This is a genomic window from Duganella sp. GW821-FHT07F09 (genome assembly GCF_059418705.1).
In genome coordinates this window covers 460799-480219 of sequence record NZ_JBWKQJ010000002.1, presented here as the reverse complement: position 1 = coordinate 480219, position 19421 = coordinate 460799, and the positions used below count along the sequence as shown (strand labels likewise).

Genomic DNA, 19421 nt, shown 5'->3' with positions numbered 1-19421 from the left:
ATTGACTCGTCTTCTGAAATAATCTTTCATCACTTCGATATCATGAAATATTATTTCATTTAAGCGGGAAAATTTTATGGATGAGATAGATCGTCGCATTCTCAATGTGCTCCAGGTTGATGCGTCTCAAACCAATAGCGAGCTGGCGCTGGCTGTTCATGTGTCGCCGCCCACCTGTTTGCGCAGGGTCAAGCAGTTGACGGAGTCCGGGGTTATTCAAAGGCAGGTGGCGATTGTGGCGCCGGAGAAGGTGGGGCCGAGCTTGACGGCGATCGTGGAGATTTCGCTGGATGTGCAGGCGGCCGAGCGGATGGCGGAGTTCGAGGCCCACGTGGCGGGGGAGGATGCGGTGCTGCAGTGTTATCGGGTGGCGCCGGGTCCGGATTTTGTGCTGATCGTGCAGGTCGCGGATATGCCTGCTTATCATGCGCTGGCGCATCGGTTGTTTGCGACGCAGACCAATGTAAGGAATGTGAAGGCTTACTTTTCTACGTTTCGGAGTAAGTTTGAGACGCGGATTGCGGTTTGAGGTGGAATTGGAGCCGCCGTTAAGGCACGTAGGGCGGATTAGCGCAGCGTAATCGGCCAATGCATGCTCCGTCAGCGACCCATAGATGGCCGATTACGGCGTTCCGCCTAATCCGCCCTACGTGCCTCACGTTATCCTCGGCTTATCCCTAATTTGTGCACAGGCTTGTTCACATCGTATTTTTCGACGCTGCACTTTTCCCGTAGTTTGCACAGCTTATTCAGAGGCTTCGCACCCGCTTATACCCAGCCTTATCCACATTTAAAAGTTATCCTGCGTTACTCACATGATTTCCCACAGGTTTATCCACAATGTGGCAAAAATCACGGCTGAGTGCGGCTTTGCGGATCGTCGGTCCTCACCGAGATGAAGTTGTTCAGCAGATTTCCCCTGCTTATACCTGGCTTCTTCAGGGCTTATCAGCAGGCTTCTCCACATCTTTATCCACAAATAAAAAAGCCGGGATAGTTATCCCGGCTTGTTCTGGTGGATGTCCACACGTTTATCCACAACGCCTCATTTTGGCTTCTTGACCGGGCGGCTCCAGTTGTCGATCGTGACCTGGCGCGGACGCGAAATCGTCAGCTTGCCGGCCGGCGCGTCCTTGCTCAGCGTGGTGCCGGCGCCCAGGGTGGCGCCCTTGCCGACCGTGACCGGCGCGATCAGCTGGCTGTCGCTGCCGATGAAGGCGTCGTCCTCGATGACCGTGCGCGATTTGTTCACGCCGTCATAGTTGCAGGTGATCGTGCCGGCGCCGATGTTGACGCGCGAGCCGATGGTGGCGTCGCCGATGTAGGCCAGATGGTTGGCCTTGCTGTGCGCGGCGACCTGGCCATTCTTGATTTCGACGAAGTTGCCGACGTGGACGTCCTCGGCCAGCACCGTGCCCGGGCGCAGACGCGCATACGGGCCGATGATCGAGACTTCGCCGACCACCGCCTCTTCGATATGGCAGAAGGGCTTGATCTGGGCGCCAGCCAGGATGCGAGCGTTGACGATGACGTTGTGGGCGGCGACGCGCACGCCGTCACCCAGTTCGACCTTGCCTTCGAACACGCAGCCGACGTCGATGGTGACGTCGCGGCCGCAGATCAATTCCCCGCGCACATCGATGCGCGCCGGGTCCATCAACGTCACGCCCTGTTCCAGCAGCTTGAGGGCGATGTTGCGCTGGTGGATGCGTTCGAGCTCGGCCAACTGCACTTTGCTGTTGACGCCGGCCACTTCCCACTGCGCCGACGGTTGCGCCGAGACCACCCGCACGCCGTCGGCCACCGCTTGCGCGACGATGTCGGTGAGGTAGTACTCGCCCTGGGCGTTGTTGTTCTTGAGCGCGCCCAGCCAGCGTTTCAGGTGCGCGGTCGGCGCGACCATGATGCCGCTGTTGATTTCCTTGATGGCGCGCTCGGCGTCGGTGGCGTCCTTCTGCTCGACGATGCGGACGATCTCGCCTCCCTCACGCACGATGCGGCCCAGGCCGAACGGATCGTCCTGCTCGACCGTCAGGATGCCCAGCTTGTCGTTGCCGGCCACGTCGACCAGCGCTTGCAGCGAGGCGCTCGTGGTCAGCGGCACGTCGCCGTACAGGATCAACGTCGGCACGCTGTCGTCCAACTCCGGCAGCGCCTGCATGACGGCGTGGCCGGTGCCCAGCTGCGGCTCCTGCAGCGCGGTGGCGACCTTTTCCGGCTGCCTGGCCAACAGTTCCTGCACGGCAGCGCCCCCATGTCCGTAAATAACGCATAATCGGCTGGCAGACAGGCTGCGCGCGGTATCAAGCACATGCGAGAGCAATGGCTTGCCGGCCAGTGGATGCAAAACCTTGGGCAGCGCGGATTGCATGCGTTTGCCCATACCCGCGGCGAGAATAACGACGTTCATAAGAAGCCAGATAGAGTGAGTGAGTAAATGCAAAAGTCTAACATGTCCCAAAACGGCAACCGAACGATAAGCCGCCTTTTCCTGATTGCGCTCATGACCGTGCTCGCCGCGTGCAGTTCGCTGCGCCTGGCCTATAACAATGGCGACACCTTGCTGTACTGGTGGCTGGACGGTTACGTCGATCTGACCTCGGATCAAAAAGGCGTGGTGCAGAAGGAGATCGACAAGCTGTTCAGCTGGCATCGCAAGACCCAGTTGAACGACTACGTGCACATCCTGCAAACGGGACAGAGGCAGCTGGCCGGCAACCTGACGGCCGCCGACCTGCAAGCCGATTACGACGATATCAAGGGCCGCACGCAGAAGCTGCTGCTGAAGGCGGCGCCGGAGCTGGCCGGCCTGGCCACTTCGCTGGAGCAGGACCAGATCGACACGCTGGAAAAGAAGTTCGCTTCCAACCTCGACGACTTCCGCAAGAAGAACATGAAGGGCGACAAGGAAGCCCAGCAAAAATTCCGCTACAAGAAATCGATGGAACAGTTCGAACTGTGGTTCGGCAATTTCTCGAAGGCACAGGAGGAAGAGATCCGCAAGGCTTCCGACGCCCGTCCGTTGGACAACGAAATCTGGCTCAACGAGCGCAAGCGCCGCCAGAACGCGATCCTGACCCTGGTGCGCAAAGTGCGGCAGGAGAAGTTGAGCAAGGAAGCGACCATTCCGCTGATCAACACGCTGATCAAGGATTCCTTCAACCGTCTGGAAAACTCCGAGCACAAACAGTTCTTCGAGGCGTCCGAGCAAGGCAGCTTGCAGCTGATTTTGACGGTGGTGAAGATCGCCACGCCGGAACAGAAGGCGCACGCGCAGAAGCGCATGCAGGGCTGGATCGACGACTTCCGCAGCCTGGCGGCGGAGGCCCGCTGACCAGCGCCAGCAAGCCCGTATGGTATAGTGGACCCTGTTGAATCAATGACTTAGAACACAGCCACATGCCAAAGAAGCCAGCCAGCAAAGCCGCAAAACCCGCAAAAGTCCCGGTCCACGGTCCCCAGCACAGCAACCAGGTGCGCATCATCGGCGGGGCGTGGAAACGCACTCCGCTGCCGGTATTGAGCGCGCAGGGCTTGCGGCCGACGCCGGACCGCGTGCGCGAGACGGTGTTCAACTGGATCAACCACCAGCGCGACGCCAACTGGGCCGACGCGCAGGTGCTGGATCTGTTCGCCGGCAGCGGCGCGCTCGGCTTCGAGGCGGCCAGCCGTGGCGCCAAGTCGGTCATGATGATCGACTCCAACGTGCCAGTCGTGCGACAGCTCGACGAAATCAAGGCCAAGCTGAAAGCGGACAATGTGCAGATCATGCGCGGCGACGCGTTGGCGGTGGCGCAGTCGGCCGCCGCGCGCGGTCAGAAATTCGATCTGATTTTCCTCGATCCACCGTATCAGCAAGAGTTTTTGGAGCGCTGCCTGCCGCAGTGCACAAGAATCCTGAAAGAGGGCGGCCTGGTGTACGCCGAGTCCGGCGCGGCGCTGGAATTCGAGGCGGATGCTGCACCGGATTGGATGGCGCAATGGGAAGTGATCCGCGCAGACAAGGCGGGAATGGTATTCTTCCATCTGCTCAAGCTGAAGGAATTGGTGGCTTAGTAACAACTAAGTTGCAACCATTTCTCTGCAAACTGCCCGATATTAAGGCAAACATCGTTTTTCAGGCATAATGCGCGTTCTATATTGGTGCACTGCAGGGAGCCGCAATGGTAGTAGCCGTTTATCCAGGAACTTTCGATCCGCTGACCCGTGGTCATGAAGATCTGGTGCGTCGCGCATCGGGTCTGTTCGACACGCTGGTGGTCGGCGTCGCCGACAGTAAGAACAAGAAACCTTTCTTTTCACTGGAAGAACGCCTGACCATCGCCAATGAAGTGCTGGGCCACTATCCGAACGTGAAAGTGGAAAGTTTCTCCGGGCTGTTGAAGGATTTCGTGCGCGCGCACGATGCCCGCGTCATCGTTCGCGGCCTGCGCGCCGTGTCCGACTTCGAGTACGAGTTCCAAATGGCGGGCATGAACCGCTACCTGCTGCCGGACGTCGAAACCTTGTTCCTGACGCCGTCCGATCAGTACCAGTTCATCTCCGGCACCATCGTGCGCGAAATCGCCGTCCTGGGCGGAGATGTCTCCAAGTTTGTTTTCCCATCGGTCGACCGCTGGCTGCAAAAGAAAATCGCAGCCACCCAGACCGAATAAGCGAGTTCCGTCATGGCCTTAATGATCACCGACGACTGTATCAATTGCGACGTTTGCGAGCCCGAGTGCCCGAACGACGCGATTTACATGGGCGCGGAAATTTACGAAATCAATCCGGACAAGTGCACCGAGTGCGTCGGCCATTTCAATGAGCCGCAATGCCAGCAGGTCTGTCCGGTCAGCTGCATCCCCTTCAATCCCGCCTGGCGCGAGACCGAAGAGCAGCTGCGCGCCAAATACGAGCACCTGCAGGCCGCCAAGGCCTGATCGCCATGCGACGCCGACAACTCATCAAGAGCCTGGTGGCGGTGGCCGCCTGTGTCCAGCTGCCCGCGTTTGCAACCGTCGAGGTGGCCGGCGCCAAATTCGACGACATCGCCACCGTGGCCGGCAAGGAGCTCAAACTGAACGGCGCCGGCCTGCGCACCAAGGTCATCTTCAAGGTGTATGCGGCCGGCCTGTACCTGGCCGAAAAGAAAACCACCGTCCCGGACGTGCTCGGCGCCACCGGTCCACGCCGCGTCAGCATCGTCATGCTGCGCGACGTCAGCTCGGATGATTTCGGCAAATCCTTCATGGAAGGCTTGAGTTCCAATACCGACAAGATCGAGCGCACCCGCATCCTGCCGCAAACGATGAAGTTCGGCGAAGTGTTCGCGCAGATCCAGACGCTCAAAAAAGGCGACCAGATGCTGCTCGACTGGATACCGGGCGAGGGCACCCAGTGCTATCTGAACGGTAAAAAGCTGGGGGAGTTGATGCCGGACGTGGCGTTCTACAACGCCGTGCTGCGTATCTGGCTGGGCGACAAGCCGGTGGACAGCTCGCTCAAGCCCGCCCTGCTGGGCGAGCGCTAACTTCTCTTCCTAGGCGCGCGAAGCCATCGCGCGCAGCTCTGCGGCATGGCTGGCACCGCATTCGCTGGTGTTGAGCATGCGCTTGAGCATCATCGCATCGCGCATTTGACGGCGTTGCAGACGTTCTTCCTTGGTCAACTTCGGTTTTACGATCAGCATGGCGGCGCGCGCAAAGCCGCGCAGCAGCGGTTTGAACAAAACCAGCAGGCCCACGGTGACAACGGCGGCCAGCGCCAGCTGTATAGCGGTGATGAACGAAAGAGCTTGCAGTACTGAGATGAAGGTAGACATGATAGACCGGTGCATTTAGAATCAAGTTAACTATAGTGCAGCGCAACATAAGTATCCAATTTACTTCCACGATAACAATTATTCGTTTGGTGAATGGTAAAGCTTATCCTTGACGAGAAATCCGTATTTCTCGATACTGTCTTATCCTATTTTCATACTACCTGAGCCAACATGAGCTTTTTGACGCTGGACTTGAATTTGTTACGCGTCTTCGACGCCGTGATGACAGAACAAAATCTGACACGCGCGGCCGGCCATCTGGCCATGACCCAGCCCGCCGTTTCGAACGCGATCAAGCGACTGCGCGAGAGCCTGGGCGACGAATTGCTGATACGCACCGCCTACGGCGTCAAGCCGACGCCGCGCGCCGAATCGCTGTGGCCGTCCGTGCGCAGCGCGCTGGCCAGCCTGGAAGCGGCGGTGGCGCCGGAGACCTTCGACGTCTCCGCCGCCCACGCGACCTTCCGCATGGCCATGGCCGACGCCACCGCCGCCTTCTGGCTGCCGTCGCTGATGCGCTCGATCGAAAGCGAAGCGCCCGGCGTCAATGTGCGCATGGTGCCGCTGACCACCCGCGAACCGCGGCCGATGCTGCTGCGGGGCGACATCGACCTGGCGGTCGGCTTCTTCCCTGGTGTGGCGGCGCAGCTGTCGTACGAGACGGGTTCGCCGATCCGCCATGAACGGCTGTATTCCGGGCATTACGTTTGCGTGATGCGGCGCGACCATCCGCTGGCCAAGGTCGAGCTGAACTTGGATAACTATTGCAAGGCCAATCACCTGTTGGTGAGTTTCTCGGGCCGCGCGCATGGTCTGGTCGACGAGGCGCTGGCGCAAATCCAGCGCGAGCGGCGGATTTTGCTGACGGTGAACCAGTTCTTCACGGCGGGGAGGGTGGTGGCGAACTCGGATCTGATCACGGTGTTGCCGCGTCACTTGATCGCCTCGACGGGCATGACGGACGCGTTGATCGCCAAGGAATTGCCATTCCAGCTGCCGGCGGTCCACCTGGACATGCTGTGGCACGAGCGCGATGCGCGCAGCCCGGCGCACAAGTGGCTGCGCATGCATCTGGAAGGCATGAACCAGGTGGCGGCGCGGACCGCGCCGGGCAGCGCGCCGAAGAAAGACACCGCCTAACCAGCGGCCAGGAAACACCACGGAGACACGTAGGGCGGATTAGCGCGCAGCGCGTAATCCGCCATGCATGCGACGGCTCACGCAATGGCGGATTACGGCGTGCCGCCTAATCCGCCCTACGTGAATCCATGCGAATTCGTATCCCCCGTGTCCCAGCCACAAAAATCCCGTCGCGTGCGTGTTCGTCTCGCTCAGTGCTTGGTGCTCGAGCGGTACCCGATCCGGAACCCGCCCCAATGCTTGCCGTTCACATAAATCGGCGCCGACAGGTCGTGCATCACTTCCCCCGTATCGCGCTTATACGTCTGCAGCAAGAACGGCTTGGTATTCGACCCACAACGCTTGCCGGTACGATCGCTGAAGATCCGCTTGGTGCGGTTATTCACGATATCGACGTCATAATTCCCCGTCAACGGCTGCGAAAACTTCTTGTTATGGGTGGGGAAATAACCGTTGTTATCCACAGCACCCGCGTAAGCCAGCTGCGGCATGGCCACCAGCAACGCCTCCTGCAATGAAGGCAGCACGCGATCCGTAAAATCATCGAACCTCGTCTTATGCTTGGGCGGATCGGTATTCGGGATAGGTGTGTACGTCCGGTCGAACAACGCATCCCGGGTAATCTTGCCCGACGACAGCGCCGCTTCGAAAATCCTGCCCACTTCCTGCGCCGCCTGCTGCGCGGCATGCCGGATCGCATCGTGCGACGTGGCGATCGACGACTCGCCCAGCGCGCCGGTGATGACCTCGGCCCGCTCGGCCAGCGCCATCGCCGAACTGGCGGCGCGCGGCAATTCCTTCTCCGTGGATAACAGGCTGTCGCGGATGCTGGCGATCGCGGCCGCGATTTCCTCGGTGGTGGCGACATGCTCGCGCGACGCCCGGGCGATCTGGCCGATTTCTTCCTCCGAGACGCCAGAGGAACGCTCGATATTGCCCAGCAACCCGTGCACCTTCTCCACATTGCCGGCCGCCTCGCTGACCTGCACCGCCAGCGACGTCATGCCGGTGGCGGCTTGTTCCGCCTGCTGGTTGATCTCGCGCACCATGGTGCTGATCTCGTCGGTCGCTTCCTTGGTGCGCAACGCCAACTGGCGCACCTCGCTGGCGACGACGGCGAAACCGCGTCCCTGTTCACCGGCGCGCGCCGCCTCGATGGCGGCATTCAGCGCCAGCAGGTTGGTGCGGGCGGAAATCTCGCTGATCGCCTCGGTGAAGCCGTAGATCTTGCGGGAGTTGGTTTGCAGGCTGGTCATGACGGACGCGGCCGTCTGGGCGTCCTGGCGCGCGGTGCGGATGCGCTGCAGGCCGTTGTCCGCCTCGCTGCGGCCCGCCACGGTCTCGCCGCGCACCTGGGCGGCGATTTTGGCGGCGCGCTCGGCGTTGGCGGCGATGCGCTCGGTGGTCGCGGCGTTTTGCGCGGAACTTTGAACAATGCCGCCGGCGGTGCCGACATCGAGCTCGATCTTCTTCTTAACGGAATCGACGAAGTATGAGGTTTCCGCCGCGCCGATCATGATGGCGTCGATTTCCGCCCCCACGGTCTGGGCGAAGCGGCGCACGCCACCCTCGTCGTTGTCCTGGCGCGCCGCCCACCAGGAGATCAGCGCGCCGGCCAACGCCGCCGGCGCCGCCGTGTAGATCAACGAGGCGTTATCGCCCGCCGCAAGATTGAACAAGTACGCCAGGCAAGTTCCGCCCGCCGTAGCACCCAACAACCATAATCCACGTTGCACCAACTTCTGCTGCAAAAGCTTCATTTGTCCCCCGTTGTACCCGACGCTTCGGCGCGTAGCGACTAATTTATTTCCTACATACTACTTTATAGGTAACTTGGTGGTATTCTTGACTTCTTCCATCACGGCATAAGTGTGGGTTTCCCGCACACCTTTTTGGAGCAGGGTTTTACCCAGGAACTCGCGGTAGGCGGCCATGTCCTTGACCCGGGCCTTGACCAGGTAGTCGAAACCGCCGGCTACCATGTGGCATTCCAGCACTTCCGGGATGACCTGGACGCTGTGTTTGAAGGCGTCGAAGACTTCGGGTGTCGTGCGATCAAGCACGACTTCGATGAAGACGAGCAATGAAACGTCGAGCAGCTGGGGATTCAACTGCGCGGTGTAGCCCATGATGTAGCCGGACTCGTGCAACTTGCGCACGCGCTCCAGGCAAGCGGCCGGCGACAGGTTCACCCGCGCCGCCAGCTCCACGTTGCTGATGCGGCCATCGCTCTGCAACTCCATCAAGATTTTTTTGCTGATCTTGTCTAACATTTCCGGGGACTCCCAAATAAATATTATTTGGTTAAATTGTCTCACTAAAAACAATCTATTGCTAGCCCCCTGTAATACCAGAATTAATCCAGAAGAATTCACTTTACAATCGAATCATCAGCAGTTCACGATTCGAGACCACGATTCAACCTCAAACCACGCTCTCAAGCTACCCGCTTGCAGAGCGTGTTTTTGTAAGTGGACGCTCCTAAATTTCTATTCTGAGAGTCATTCATGCAAGCAGCAGATCCGACCGTTTTCACCCCCTTCGCAGCGTTACAAGCAGAAATCCTGCGCGACCCGATTCCACTGCGCGCAGCAGTGACGGCGGCCTATCGGCGCGACGAAGTGAGCGCGGTTCAGTGGTTGTTGGATCAGATCAAAAACAACGACGCCAATAGCTTGCAACAGGCGCAGCAACTGGCGCATAAACTGGTCAGCTCGGTGCGCGAACAGCGCACCCGCGCCTCCGGTGTCGACGCCCTGATGCACGAGTTCTCGCTGTCGTCGGAAGAGGGTGTCGCGCTGATGTGCCTGGCCGAAGCACTGTTGCGTATTCCCGACAATGCCACCGCCGACCGCCTGATCGCCGACAAAATCAGCAAGGGCGACTGGCGCAAGCACCTGGGCGAGTCGCCGTCGCTGTTCGTCAACGCGGCCACCTGGGGTCTGCTCATCACCGGCAAACTGGTCAGCACCAACAGCGAGACCGGCCTGGGCTCGGCGCTGACCAAGCTTATTTCCAAGGGCGGCGAGCCGCTGATCCGCAAAGGCGTCGACTTGGCGATGCGCATGCTGGGCAATCAGTTCGTCACCGGTCAAACCATCGACGAAGCCATCAAGAACGGCCAAGCCAACGAGGCGCGCGGTTATCGTTATTCATATGACATGCTGGGCGAGGCGGCGCTGACCGAGGCCGACGCCAAGAACTACTATGCCTCGTACGAGACGGCGATCCACGCGATCGGTAAGGCGTCGAACGGGCGTGGCATCAAGAACGGTCCGGGCATTTCGGTCAAGCTGTCGGCGCTGCACCCGCGTTACAGCCGCGCCCAGCGCGCCCGCGTGATGGAGGAATTGCTGCCGCGCATGCGTCAACTGGTGCTGCTGGCCAAGCACTACAACATCGGCCTGAACATCGACGCCGAAGAGGCCGACCGCCTGGAACTGTCGCTGGACCTGATGGAGGCGCTGGCTTACGATCCGGAACTGGCCGGTTTCGAAGGCATCGGCTTCGTCGTGCAGGCGTATCAGAAGCGCTGCCCGTTCGCGATCGATTTCCTGATCGACCTGGCCAAGCGCAGCGGCCGCAAATTCATGGTGCGTCTGGTCAAGGGCGCGTATTGGGATGCGGAGATCAAGCGCGCCCAGGTGGACGGCATGAGCGGCTACCCGGTCTACACGCGCAAGGTCTACACCGACGTTTCCTATCTGGTGTGCGCGCAAAAGCTGCTGGGCGCGACCGACGTGATCTATCCACAGTTCGCCACGCACAACGCGCAAACCTTGTCGACGATCTACACCTGGGCCAAGCGCGACGGCGTGACCGACTACGAATTCCAGTGCCTGCACGGCATGGGCGAATCGCTGTACGACCAGGTCGTCGGCAAGGACAATCTGGACAAGCCGTGCCGCATTTACGCACCGGTCGGCACGCATGAAACCTTGCTGGCCTACCTGGTGCGCCGCCTGCTGGAAAACGGCGCCAACTCGTCGTTCGTCAACCAGATCGTCGACGAGGCGATTCCGATCGACTCGCTGATCAAGGACCCCGTCGCCCAGGCGCGCGAGCAGGGCGGCCAGCCGCACGCCGGCATTCCGCTGCCGCAAGCCATGTTCGGCGCGGAGCGCAAGAACTCGGCCGGCTTCGACCTGGCCAACGAGGATGTGCTGCGCGATATCTCGGCGGCGCTGGCCGTGCCGCGCACCTGGTACGCGTCGCCGCTGCTGGCGGGCGGCGTCAGCGTCGGCCAGCCGGTGCAGGATGTCAGCAATCCGGCCCAGCATAGCGATATCGTGGGCAAACTGGTCGAAGCAACCACCACCGACGTCGACAGCGCGCTGATCAGCGCCAGCAATTTCGCGATGGATTGGCAGACCACCCAGCCGTCCGAACGCGCCGCCGCGTTGAACCGCGCCGCCGACCTGTTCGAAGCGAACGCGATGGAGCTGATGACCCTGGCGATCCGCGAAGCGGGCAAATCGCTGCCGAACGCGATCGCCGAGTTGCGCGAAGCGGTCGATTTCCTGCGTTACTACGCGGCCGAGGTCGCCGGTTCGACCAATACGCTCGCGTTGGGTCCGGTCACCTGCATCAGCCCGTGGAATTTCCCGCTAGCGATTTTCACCGGCCAGGTCGCCGCCTCGCTGGCGGCGGGCAACGTGGTGCTGGCCAAGCCGGCCGAGCAAACGCCGCTGATAGCGCACCGCGCGGTCGAGCTGCTGCACGAAGCGGGCATTCCGCGCGCCGCGCTGCAATTCCTGCCGGGCCGTGGCGAAGTGGTCGGCGCCGCGCTGACCGCAGATCCGCGTGTCAAAGGCGTGATCTTCACCGGCTCGACCGAAGTTGCGCAGCTGATCAACCGCACCTTGGCCAAGCGTGCGGCCGCCGAAAACATCGAGATTCCGCTGATCGCCGAGACCGGTGGCCAAAATGCGATGATCGTCGATTCGTCGGCCTTGCCGGAGCAGGTTGTTCAGGATGCGATTTCGTCCGCTTTCGACAGCGCCGGCCAGCGTTGCTCCGCGCTGCGCGTGCTGTTCCTGCAGGAAGATATCGCCGACAAGACCATCAAAATGCTCAAAGGCGCGATGCTCGAGCTGAAAGTCGGCTGCCCGGACCGCTTGGCGACCGATATCGGCCCGGTCATCGACGCCGAAGCGCAGCAAAACCTGCTGGCGCACATCAACAAGCTCAAGGGCACGGCGGTGAACTACTTCTCGCTGGATCTGCCGTCGAGCGTGATTACCGCCGGTACTTTTGTTCCGCCGACGGTGCTGGAGATCCGTTCGCTGTCGGAACTGACGCAGGAAGTCTTCGGCCCGGTTCTGCACGTGATCCGCTACAAACGTGCGGATTTGCCGAAACTGGTCCGGCAAATCAACGAAAGCGGTTTTGGCCTGACCCTGGGCATACATTCGCGCATCGACGAAACGATCGACTACATCAGCTCGAACGCGCATGTTGGCAACATCTACGTGAATCGCAACATCGTCGGCGCGGTCGTGGGCGTGCAGCCCTTCGGTGGCGAAGGCAAATCCGGCACCGGCCCTAAAGCCGGCGGTCCGCTGTACCTGAAGCGTCTGCAGCGCGGTGCAACAGCAACGCCGCAGCAGCAGCGCGACCGCCAGGCGACGCCGGCGCTGGACGCCCTGACCGCCTGGGCGCAAAAGCACGGCCGCGACGGCATCGCCAAGCTGGCCGATCAGTACAGCCGCACGACGATGCTGGGCAGCCTGACCGCCTTGCCGGGCCCGACCGGTGAGCGCAACACGCTGGCGTTGGTGCCACGTGGCGCGGTGGTTTGTGCCGCAAGCACCCAGGAGGGCCTGCTGAACCAGCTCGCCGCAGTCCTCGCCACCGGAAATATCGCCCTGCTCGCGGGCGACACCGCCAAGCTGGTACCGGCAGATCTGCCTGCGAGCGTAAAAGACTGGATCAAGCCAGTGGCCGATCTCAACAGTTTCGAAGGCGATTTCCAGATCGCCCTGGTGGAATCGATGCTGGCCGGCAGCTTGTACAGCCAACTGGCGGCCCGTAGCGGGGCGCTGGTGAGCCTGATCGACACCAACGAGGATGGGGTCATCCCCCTGTGGCGTTTGCTTGCTGAGCGGGCTCTGTGCGTCAATACGACCGCTGCGGGCGGCAACGCCAGCCTGATGACGCTGGAAGCGTAGGAAAAAGCTGTGAACGCGAAGGGCCGGGATCAAACCCGGCCCTTTTTTCATCCGGGGGTTAGGTCCTCATGCCTCTAAGTTAAGGCGATTTTCGTAGGGCGGATTAGGCGGAACGCCGCAATCGGCCATGAGCCGCCGACGGCGCTTGGCCGATTACGCTGCGCTAATCCGCCCCAACGTGATGTAGATGAACGCTTGACTTAGCGGCATGAGGACCTGACCCCGGAGTTGCCACTAGGGTTTGCAGAAGTTGTGGATAACCTCGAACGCGTAGCGCGAGGCTACGGTTTTGATGAAATGCATGAAGTCGACGGCGGCGTCGTCGTTGGCGTTGTCCGAGATCGTTCTGACCACCGCGAACGGAATGCCGAGCTCAAAACACACTTGCGCAACGGCTGCGCCTTCCATTTCAACTGCTAATAATTCAGGCAATCCGGCTTTGATAGCCTGGATTTGCGCCAACTTTCCGATGAACTGGTCGCCGCTGGCGATCAATCCACGATGCACACGCGTGGTTTTGGAGGCTGCAAGGGCCAATCTTTCCGTCAAGACGACGTCTGTGGCGAAGTGAGATAGCCCCGTTAGCGGGATCTCAAATTGGGGAAACAGCGGGCTGGCATCGAAATCGTGCTGCACCAGGGCTTCCGCGACGACGATATCGCCGACTTTGACGTTCTTATCCCCGCTTCCAGCGACGCCGGTGAAGACGATGTGGGTAACTCCGAACTTTTCCACAAGGATCGCGGCTGTCATTGCCGCTGCAACCTTGCCTATACGCGACAGGACGCACACAGCGTCGATTTCCCAGAGTTTCCCGGTGGTGTACTCCCTCATGCCGTGGACGTGCTTGTAGGGGCTCTCAAGGGCTTCTATCAGCCCATGCTGTTCTTCAGCCAACGCACTAATGATGCCTAAACGCATATTTTTTTCCTGTTTTTTGAGTGGTGGCTGTGGACTTCCTGTGAGTTCTCCACAGTGCGAAGCTAAAAACGGTCGATTTTAAGGCGTTTTTTGCTGTGTAAACGGGTCTTTGCCCACGAAGAGGGCCTCAGATTTCGTCAGAAATCTGCGCTTTTTCGGGTTTTCGGGTCGTTTTTCGCTTTTCATGGTTTAGTAGTTTACAAAGATATATATAAAAAATAGTAGTAGTAGTAAACGGGCATTTAGCTGTGGATAAGTTCTGTATACGTTTACAAATCATTGGTTTACGCGAAAGATAAGCACTTGCATAAGCGCTGTACCATTTACGGAGCAATTCTGTATAAAATGTCGCCCCTTGGATAACTTCGTGCTTACCCACAACTCATCCTGTGGATATCCAGTAAGTTATTCACAGGCGGCACGGTTTTGCAGGGTTTTCTGAGCTTTTCAGCAACATCAACTACGGCCACAGCGCCGAGATCTCATCTAAAACACGTAGGGCGGATTAGCGAAGCGTAATCGGCCATGAGCCGTCGACGGCTCGTCGATGGCCGATTACGACCTCCGGTCTAATCCGCCCTACGTGTCTACATAGCAATTTTTTGTTTTGCAGGCCCATCGCTTGTTGATCAACCGCCTTCCTTTTGTTCATGTGGCTTCCTTTTTTTTACACAAAGGTCTTCAGGCGCTTGCGCCTCGGTTTTTGGGGTTTTTCTTCGAGTCGAGCGATCTATGGTTTACTCTAAAGATGTATATATAAAAATAGTAGTAGTTGTTAACGTAGACACTTTTCTGTGGATAAGTCCTCATTTTGGATTAGAATCAGGCGTTTACGAACTTCATAAGCAGGCTCGTAAGCCGTGTATGACCCAAGAACTGTTTTGGGATAAGAAAACAGCTCCCTAGAAATTTTTTGTTTACTCACATATCGTGCCTGTGGATATCCATAGACTTATCCACAGGGGTAAGTGGGCATTAAAGTGAGAAATATGATGAATCTGACATCCGTTTTTCCCCATCCAATCATCCAGGGGCCCACGGCTGGCGGCCCCAACACTCCGGCCCAAGTAGCCGCCGTCTCCAATGCGGGTGCGCTCGGTTCCCTGGCTTGCTCCTTACTTTCCCCAGCCGCGATCCGCGAACAAACCGCGCAAATCCGTGCGTTGACGGATAAACCCTTTTGCCTCAACTTCTTCGTTTTGGAGACTCCGCAACCTGATCCGGCCGAAATAAGCAGGGCCGTCGAATGGTTGAAACCGCTCTGGTCGTCGCTGGGCTGGAGCGAGTTACCCACGCCAGCCAAGTGGTGCGAGGACTTCTCAGCCCAGTTTGAGGCGCTGATCGAATTGCGCCCGGCCGTCGCCAGCTTCACTTTCGGCATCTTGAGCGCCGAACAAATCCAGCGTTTGCACGACGCCGGTATTGTGGTGATCGGCACTATCACCCATGCCGAGGAAGCCATCGCCTGGCAGAGCAGGGGCGCCGATGCCGTGATCGCTTCCGGCACCGAGTCGGGCGGCCATCGCGGCACCTTCATCGGTGCGCAGGAAGACGCGACATTGAAAACGTTCGAGCTGCTGCCGAAAATTGTGGCAGCGGTGGATATTCCCGTCATCGCCGCCGGCGGCATTATGGACGGCGCCGACATTAAACGGGTGCTGGACATGGGCGCGCAGGCCGTTCAGATGGGAACAGCCTTCCTGGTGACCGACGAATCGGCAATTAATCCACACTACAAACAACGGTTGTTGACCGCCGGCGACCATCCGACGCGTCTCACCCGCACTTTTTCCGGTCGCTACGCGCGGGGATTGGTGAACCGTGTGATGCGGGAACTGGAGCCGGTGGAAGCGCAATTGCCGGCATATCCGATCCAAAATGCTCTAACCTCGCCGATCCGCGCCGAAGCGGCCAAACGCGGCGATACCGAACTGATGTCGCTGTGGTGCGGCACCGGTGTCGCACGCGCCAGGCCCATGCCGGCCGCCAAGCTTGTTGAAACATTGCTATCGGAGATGAACGCAGCGTAGACTAAGCCTCAGATCGCCGAGAGAGCCCAACGCCCCGGCATACCGAGTCATCCTTGGAGGAGCAGTTTTTGGAATCAGCAGGCGACTACGATTACATCATCATTGGGGCAGGCTCGGCTGGCTGCGTATTGGCAAACCGTTTAAGCGCGGACAGAAACGTCGACGTCCTGCTGATCGAGGCGGGTGGCAGGGACGATTATGTGTGGATTCACATCCCGGTCGGCTATCTGCATTGCATCGACAATCCGCGCACCGACTGGATGTTCCGCACCGAAGCCGACGCCGGCCTGAACGGGCGTAGCCTGCTTTACCCGCGCGGAAAAGTACTTGGCGGAAGCTCGTCCATCAACGGCATGATTTACATGCGCGGCCAGGCGGAAGATTACAACCGCTGGGCCGACTTGACCGGCGACCCCAGCTGGCGTTGGGACCAGGTACTGCCGCTGTTTAAAAAGAGCGAGGATTATCACGGCGGCGCTTCCGAAGAGCACGGCGCCGGCGGTCCGTGGCGCGTGGAAAAACAGCGCCTGTCCTGGCAGATACTGGACGCGTTCCGCGATGCGGCGGAACAGAACGGCATCGCAAAAGTCGACGATTTCAATCGCGGCGACAACGCCGGTTGCGGCTATTTCGAAGTCAATCAAAAACGCGGCATCCGCTGGAACACGGCGAAGGCCTTCCTGAAGCCGGTGTCGGGCCGTCCCAATCTGACGGTCATGACCGGCTGCCACGTGGAACGATTGCAGATCGAAATGAGCGATCAAGGTCCAGTGTGCAAAGGCGTGATTTTCACCGGGGGCGGCAGCAAGTACCAGGCGATGGCCGCGAAAGAAACCGTGCTGGCCGCTGGCGCCGTTGGTTCGCCGCAGATTTTGCAGTGCTCGGGCATCGGCTCGGCCGCGAAGCTGCTTCATCACGGCATCGCGCCGCTGGCGGACCTGCCCGGTGTCGGCGAAAACCTGCAGGACCATCTGCAGCTGCGCATGATCTACAAGCTCGGCGGTGGTGCCCGCACCTTGAACACGATGGCGTCGAACTGGTTCGGAAAAATGAAGATCGGCCTGGAGTATGCGATGTTCCAGAGCGGGCCGATGTCGATGGCGCCGTCGCAGCTGGGCGCGTTCGCGCGCTCCGATGCCAATCAGCCGACACCCAATCTTCAGTATCACGTGCAGCCCTTGTCGCTGGAAAAATTCGGCGACCCTTTGCACGCCTTCCCCGCGTTCACCGCCAGCGTGTGCAACCTGCGTCCGACATCGCGCGGCCATGTGCATATCGCCGGCGCCGATCCGTACGCGCCTCCCAAGATTTCGCCGATGTATTTGAGTACCGCCGAGGACCGCAAAGTGGCGGCGGCGGCGCTGACGTTGACACGCCAGATCGTCGCGTCGCCCGCGCTGAACAAGTTCTCGCCGGAGGAATACAAGCCCGGCATCCACTACCGCACCGAGGAAGAACTCGCGGAAGCGGCGGGCCATATCGGCACCACCATCTTCCATCCGGTCGGCACCTGCAAGATGGGCCGCGCCGACGATCCCACCGCCGTCGTCGATAGCCAATTGCGTGTCATCGGCGTCGCCGGCTTGCGCGTTGTGGACGCATCCATCATGCCCTTCATCACCTCCGGTAACACCAACTCTCCGACGATCATGATCGCCGAAAAAGCTTCAGAAATGATCCGTTCAGCCTGGAAATGATGGGACCGCTTGTTAGCGTTAGATCAAAAGTAAGTAGTAGTTATACTGTATTGTTAGCTAATTTTTTACTCTGTATGATCTAAAAAAAATTTAGTACCTTGAACCATAGAAGCAAGGGAGACAGGATGTCTGGTGTTATCTTGGAAACGAAGAACTTGACCAAGCAGTTCAGAGGTTTTACTGCGGTCAACGACGTCAATTTGAAAGTGCAGCGCGGTCACATCCACGCGCTCATCGGCCCCAACGGCGCCGGTAAAACCACATGCTTCAATCTGCTTACGAAATTCCTGGTGCCGACTTCGGGCCAGATTCTGTTCAACGAAAAGGACATCACCGCGGCGAAGCCGGCGCAGATCGCCCGCATGGGTGTGATCCGTTCGTTCCAGATTTCGGCGGTGTTTCCCCACCTGACGGTACTGCAGAATGTCCGCATCGGATTGCAGCGCCAGTTGGGGACCAGCTTCCATTTCTGGCAGAGCGAGCGCGCGTTGGACAAGCTCAACGATCGTGCGATGCAGTTGCTGGCTGAGGTCGACCTGACCGAGTTCGCCGACACCGTCACCGTCGATATGCCATACGGGCGCAAGCGCGCTTTGGAGATCGCCACTACCCTGGCGATGGAGCCGGAGCTGATGCTGCTCGATGAACCGACGCAGGGCATGGGCCACGAGGACGTGCACCGCGTAACCGACCTCATCAAAAAAGTGTCGGCGGGACGCACCATTTTGATGGTCGAACACAATATGAAAGTCGTGTCCGGCATCTGCGACAAGATCTCCGTTTTGCAGCGCGGCGCCATGCTGGCCGAGGGCACCTACGCGGAGGTGTCGCGCAATCCGCAAGTGATGGAAGCGTACATGGGCACCGAAGCCGCCGAGCTTGAAGGAGCCCACTGATGACGGCCGCCCTGCAAATTTCCAACCTGCAAACCTGGTACGGCGAATCGCACATCCTGCACGACGTCAACCTGACGGTGCAGCCCGGCGAAGTGGTCACCTTGCTGGGCCGTAACGGCGCCGGCCGCACCACCACCTTGCGCGCCATCATGGGATTGACCGGCGCCCGCAAGGGTTCGATCAAGATCAACGGCGTCGAGGCGATCGGTTTGCCGACGCATAAGATCGCCCACCTCGGCGTGGGCTATTGCCCCGAGGAGCGCGGCATTTTCGCCTCGCTGTCGACCGAGGAAAACCTGTTGCTGCCGCCGCAGTTGTCGACCGGCGACAAGGGCATGTCGATCAAGGAAATCTACGCGATGTTCCCCAACCTGGAAGAGCGCAAGCACAGCCAGGGCACCCGCCTGTCGGGAGGCGAGCAGCAGATGCTGGCGGTGGCGCGCATCCTGCGCACCGGCGCGCGCCTGTTGCTGCTCGATGAAATTTCGGAGGGCCTGGCGCCGGTCATCGTGCAAGGCCTGGCGCGCATGATCACCACCTTGAAATCGAAGGGCTACACCATCGTCATGGTGGAACAGAATTTCCGGTTCGCCGCGCCGCTGGCGGACCGGTTTTATGTGATGGAACACGGTCAGATCGTCGAGACTTTTGTTTCATCGGAATTGAGCGACAAGATGCCGGTGCTGACCGAGCTGCTTGGCGTGTAGATAATTACTTCATCGTTCTGTGACCATACAAATCTAAATCACGACTATTCGAACGGA

17 protein-coding genes are annotated in these 19421 nt (G+C 59.5%); 12 read left to right on the top strand and 5 right to left on the bottom strand.

Annotated elements, in window-relative coordinates; translation table 11 throughout:
• The first annotated feature begins 76 nt into the window (after positions 1-76).
• Positions 77-529, top strand: coding sequence for an Lrp/AsnC family transcriptional regulator (locus AC07P1_RS07250; protein ID WP_494695136.1), 453 nt, complete (start codon positions 77-79; stop codon positions 527-529).
• A 516-nt stretch (positions 530-1045) separates the two neighbouring features.
• Here AC07P1_RS07250 and glmU read toward each other — a convergent pair.
• Positions 1046-2410: a bifunctional UDP-N-acetylglucosamine diphosphorylase/glucosamine-1-phosphate N-acetyltransferase GlmU gene (gene glmU / locus AC07P1_RS07245; protein ID WP_494695135.1), complete on the bottom strand. Its 1365-nt coding sequence runs from the start codon at positions 2408-2410 to the stop codon at positions 1046-1048.
• A gap of 93 nt (positions 2411-2503) precedes the next feature.
• Between glmU and AC07P1_RS07240 the strand changes: the two genes are divergently transcribed.
• From AC07P1_RS07240 to AC07P1_RS07220, 5 genes are all read left to right on the top strand, one after another.
• Positions 2504-3334, top strand: coding sequence for a DUF6279 family lipoprotein (locus tag AC07P1_RS07240; protein ID WP_494695134.1), 831 nt, complete (start codon positions 2504-2506; stop codon positions 3332-3334).
• A gap of 65 nt (positions 3335-3399) precedes the next feature.
• Complete coding sequence (rsmD, locus tag AC07P1_RS07235) at positions 3400-4056, top strand: 16S rRNA (guanine(966)-N(2))-methyltransferase RsmD (protein WP_494695133.1); 657 nt, start codon at positions 3400-3402, stop codon at positions 4054-4056.
• A 107-nt stretch (positions 4057-4163) separates the two neighbouring features.
• Positions 4164-4655: a pantetheine-phosphate adenylyltransferase gene (gene coaD, locus AC07P1_RS07230; RefSeq protein WP_090324204.1), complete on the top strand. Its 492-nt coding sequence runs from the start codon at positions 4164-4166 to the stop codon at positions 4653-4655.
• A 12-nt stretch (positions 4656-4667) separates the two neighbouring features.
• Positions 4668-4922 carry a YfhL family 4Fe-4S dicluster ferredoxin gene (locus tag AC07P1_RS07225; protein WP_090324202.1) on the top strand — a complete coding sequence of 85 codons (255 nt, stop codon included), beginning with the start codon at positions 4668-4670 and terminating at the stop codon, positions 4920-4922.
• 5 nt (positions 4923-4927) lie between these two features.
• Positions 4928-5512, top strand: a complete 585-nt coding sequence (locus AC07P1_RS07220; RefSeq protein ID WP_494695132.1) for a chalcone isomerase family protein — start codon at positions 4928-4930, stop codon at positions 5510-5512.
• A 9-nt stretch (positions 5513-5521) separates the two neighbouring features.
• Here AC07P1_RS07220 and AC07P1_RS07215 read toward each other — a convergent pair whose 3' ends face one another.
• Positions 5522-5803 (bottom strand): hypothetical protein, encoded by a 282-nt coding sequence (locus tag AC07P1_RS07215; RefSeq protein ID WP_494695131.1) that lies wholly within the window; start codon positions 5801-5803, stop codon positions 5522-5524.
• A 171-nt stretch (positions 5804-5974) separates the two neighbouring features.
• Between AC07P1_RS07215 and AC07P1_RS07210 the strand changes: the two genes are divergently transcribed.
• Positions 5975-6943, top strand: coding sequence for a LysR family transcriptional regulator (locus tag AC07P1_RS07210; protein ID WP_315222652.1), 969 nt, complete (start codon positions 5975-5977; stop codon positions 6941-6943).
• 191 nt (positions 6944-7134) lie between these two features.
• On the opposite strand, the gene AC07P1_RS07205 is transcribed toward AC07P1_RS07210, so the two are convergent.
• Together AC07P1_RS07205 and AC07P1_RS07200 are read right to left on the bottom strand one after the other, a co-directional pair.
• Positions 7135-8703 carry a methyl-accepting chemotaxis protein gene (locus tag AC07P1_RS07205; protein WP_494695130.1) on the bottom strand — a complete coding sequence of 523 codons (1569 nt, stop codon included), beginning with the start codon at positions 8701-8703 and terminating at the stop codon, positions 7135-7137.
• Between the two features lie 57 nt (positions 8704-8760).
• Complete coding sequence (locus AC07P1_RS07200) at positions 8761-9216, bottom strand: Lrp/AsnC ligand binding domain-containing protein (RefSeq protein ID WP_008443393.1); 456 nt, start codon at positions 9214-9216, stop codon at positions 8761-8763.
• A 234-nt stretch (positions 9217-9450) separates the two neighbouring features.
• Here AC07P1_RS07200 and putA point away from each other — a divergent pair, with 234 nt between their 5' ends.
• On the top strand, positions 9451-13113 hold the full coding sequence (gene putA / locus AC07P1_RS07195; RefSeq protein WP_494695129.1) for a trifunctional transcriptional regulator/proline dehydrogenase/L-glutamate gamma-semialdehyde dehydrogenase: 3663 nt from the start codon (positions 9451-9453) through the stop codon (positions 13111-13113).
• Between the two features lie 234 nt (positions 13114-13347).
• Here putA and AC07P1_RS07190 read toward each other — a convergent pair whose 3' ends face one another.
• Complete coding sequence (locus AC07P1_RS07190; RefSeq protein WP_494695128.1) at positions 13348-14034, bottom strand: 5'-methylthioadenosine/adenosylhomocysteine nucleosidase; 687 nt, start codon at positions 14032-14034, stop codon at positions 13348-13350.
• A 992-nt stretch (positions 14035-15026) separates the two neighbouring features.
• On the opposite strand from AC07P1_RS07190, the gene AC07P1_RS07185 reads away from it, so the two are divergent.
• The 4 genes from AC07P1_RS07185 (at position 15027) to AC07P1_RS07170 (ending at position 19364) form a co-directional block, all read left to right on the top strand.
• Positions 15027-16064 carry an NAD(P)H-dependent flavin oxidoreductase gene (locus AC07P1_RS07185; RefSeq protein WP_494695372.1) on the top strand — a complete coding sequence of 346 codons (1038 nt, stop codon included), beginning with the start codon at positions 15027-15029 and terminating at the stop codon, positions 16062-16064.
• Positions 16065-16132: 68 nt separating this feature from the next.
• The gene (locus AC07P1_RS07180; RefSeq protein ID WP_494695127.1) at positions 16133-17761 is read left to right on the top strand and encodes a GMC family oxidoreductase; all 1629 of its coding nucleotides are present in this window, start codon (positions 16133-16135) and stop codon (positions 17759-17761) included.
• 125 nt (positions 17762-17886) lie between these two features.
• Complete coding sequence (locus tag AC07P1_RS07175; RefSeq protein ID WP_494695126.1) at positions 17887-18657, top strand: ABC transporter ATP-binding protein; 771 nt, start codon at positions 17887-17889, stop codon at positions 18655-18657.
• The gene (locus AC07P1_RS07170) at positions 18657-19364 is read left to right on the top strand and encodes an ABC transporter ATP-binding protein (RefSeq protein ID WP_315221321.1); all 708 of its coding nucleotides are present in this window, start codon (positions 18657-18659) and stop codon (positions 19362-19364) included. Before AC07P1_RS07175 ends, AC07P1_RS07170 begins: the two co-directional genes overlap by 1 nt.
• Positions 19365-19421 lie beyond the last annotated feature (57 nt).

Bases quoted from the DNA above. Each gene is read 5' to 3' on its own strand.
- AC07P1_RS07185 (WP_494695372.1), top strand. From the start codon at position 15,027: ATGAATCTGACATCCGTTTTTCCCCATCCAATCATCCAGGGGCCCACG.
- AC07P1_RS07250 (WP_494695136.1), top strand. From the start codon at position 77: ATGGATGAGATAGATCGTCGCATTCTCAATGTGCTCCAGGTTGATGCG.
- AC07P1_RS07190 (WP_494695128.1), bottom strand. From the start codon at position 14,034: ATGCGTTTAGGCATCATTAGTGCGTTGGCTGAAGAACAGCATGGGCTG.
- rsmD (WP_494695133.1), top strand. From the start codon at position 3,400: ATGCCAAAGAAGCCAGCCAGCAAAGCCGCAAAACCCGCAAAAGTCCCG.
- AC07P1_RS07200 (WP_008443393.1), bottom strand. From the start codon at position 9,216: ATGTTAGACAAGATCAGCAAAAAAATCTTGATGGAGTTGCAGAGCGAT.
- AC07P1_RS07205 (WP_494695130.1), bottom strand. From the start codon at position 8,703: ATGAAGCTTTTGCAGCAGAAGTTGGTGCAACGTGGATTATGGTTGTTG.
- AC07P1_RS07175 (WP_494695126.1), top strand. From the start codon at position 17,887: ATGTCTGGTGTTATCTTGGAAACGAAGAACTTGACCAAGCAGTTCAGA.
- AC07P1_RS07220 (WP_494695132.1), top strand. From the start codon at position 4,928: ATGCGACGCCGACAACTCATCAAGAGCCTGGTGGCGGTGGCCGCCTGT.
- AC07P1_RS07210 (WP_315222652.1), top strand. From the start codon at position 5,975: ATGAGCTTTTTGACGCTGGACTTGAATTTGTTACGCGTCTTCGACGCC.
- AC07P1_RS07215 (WP_494695131.1), bottom strand. From the start codon at position 5,803: ATGTCTACCTTCATCTCAGTACTGCAAGCTCTTTCGTTCATCACCGCT.
- AC07P1_RS07225 (WP_090324202.1), top strand. From the start codon at position 4,668: ATGGCCTTAATGATCACCGACGACTGTATCAATTGCGACGTTTGCGAG.
- putA (WP_494695129.1), top strand. From the start codon at position 9,451: ATGCAAGCAGCAGATCCGACCGTTTTCACCCCCTTCGCAGCGTTACAA.
- AC07P1_RS07240 (WP_494695134.1), top strand. From the start codon at position 2,504: ATGACCGTGCTCGCCGCGTGCAGTTCGCTGCGCCTGGCCTATAACAAT.
- coaD (WP_090324204.1), top strand. From the start codon at position 4,164: ATGGTAGTAGCCGTTTATCCAGGAACTTTCGATCCGCTGACCCGTGGT.
- AC07P1_RS07170 (WP_315221321.1), top strand. From the start codon at position 18,657: ATGACGGCCGCCCTGCAAATTTCCAACCTGCAAACCTGGTACGGCGAA.
- glmU (WP_494695135.1), bottom strand. From the start codon at position 2,410: ATGAACGTCGTTATTCTCGCCGCGGGTATGGGCAAACGCATGCAATCC.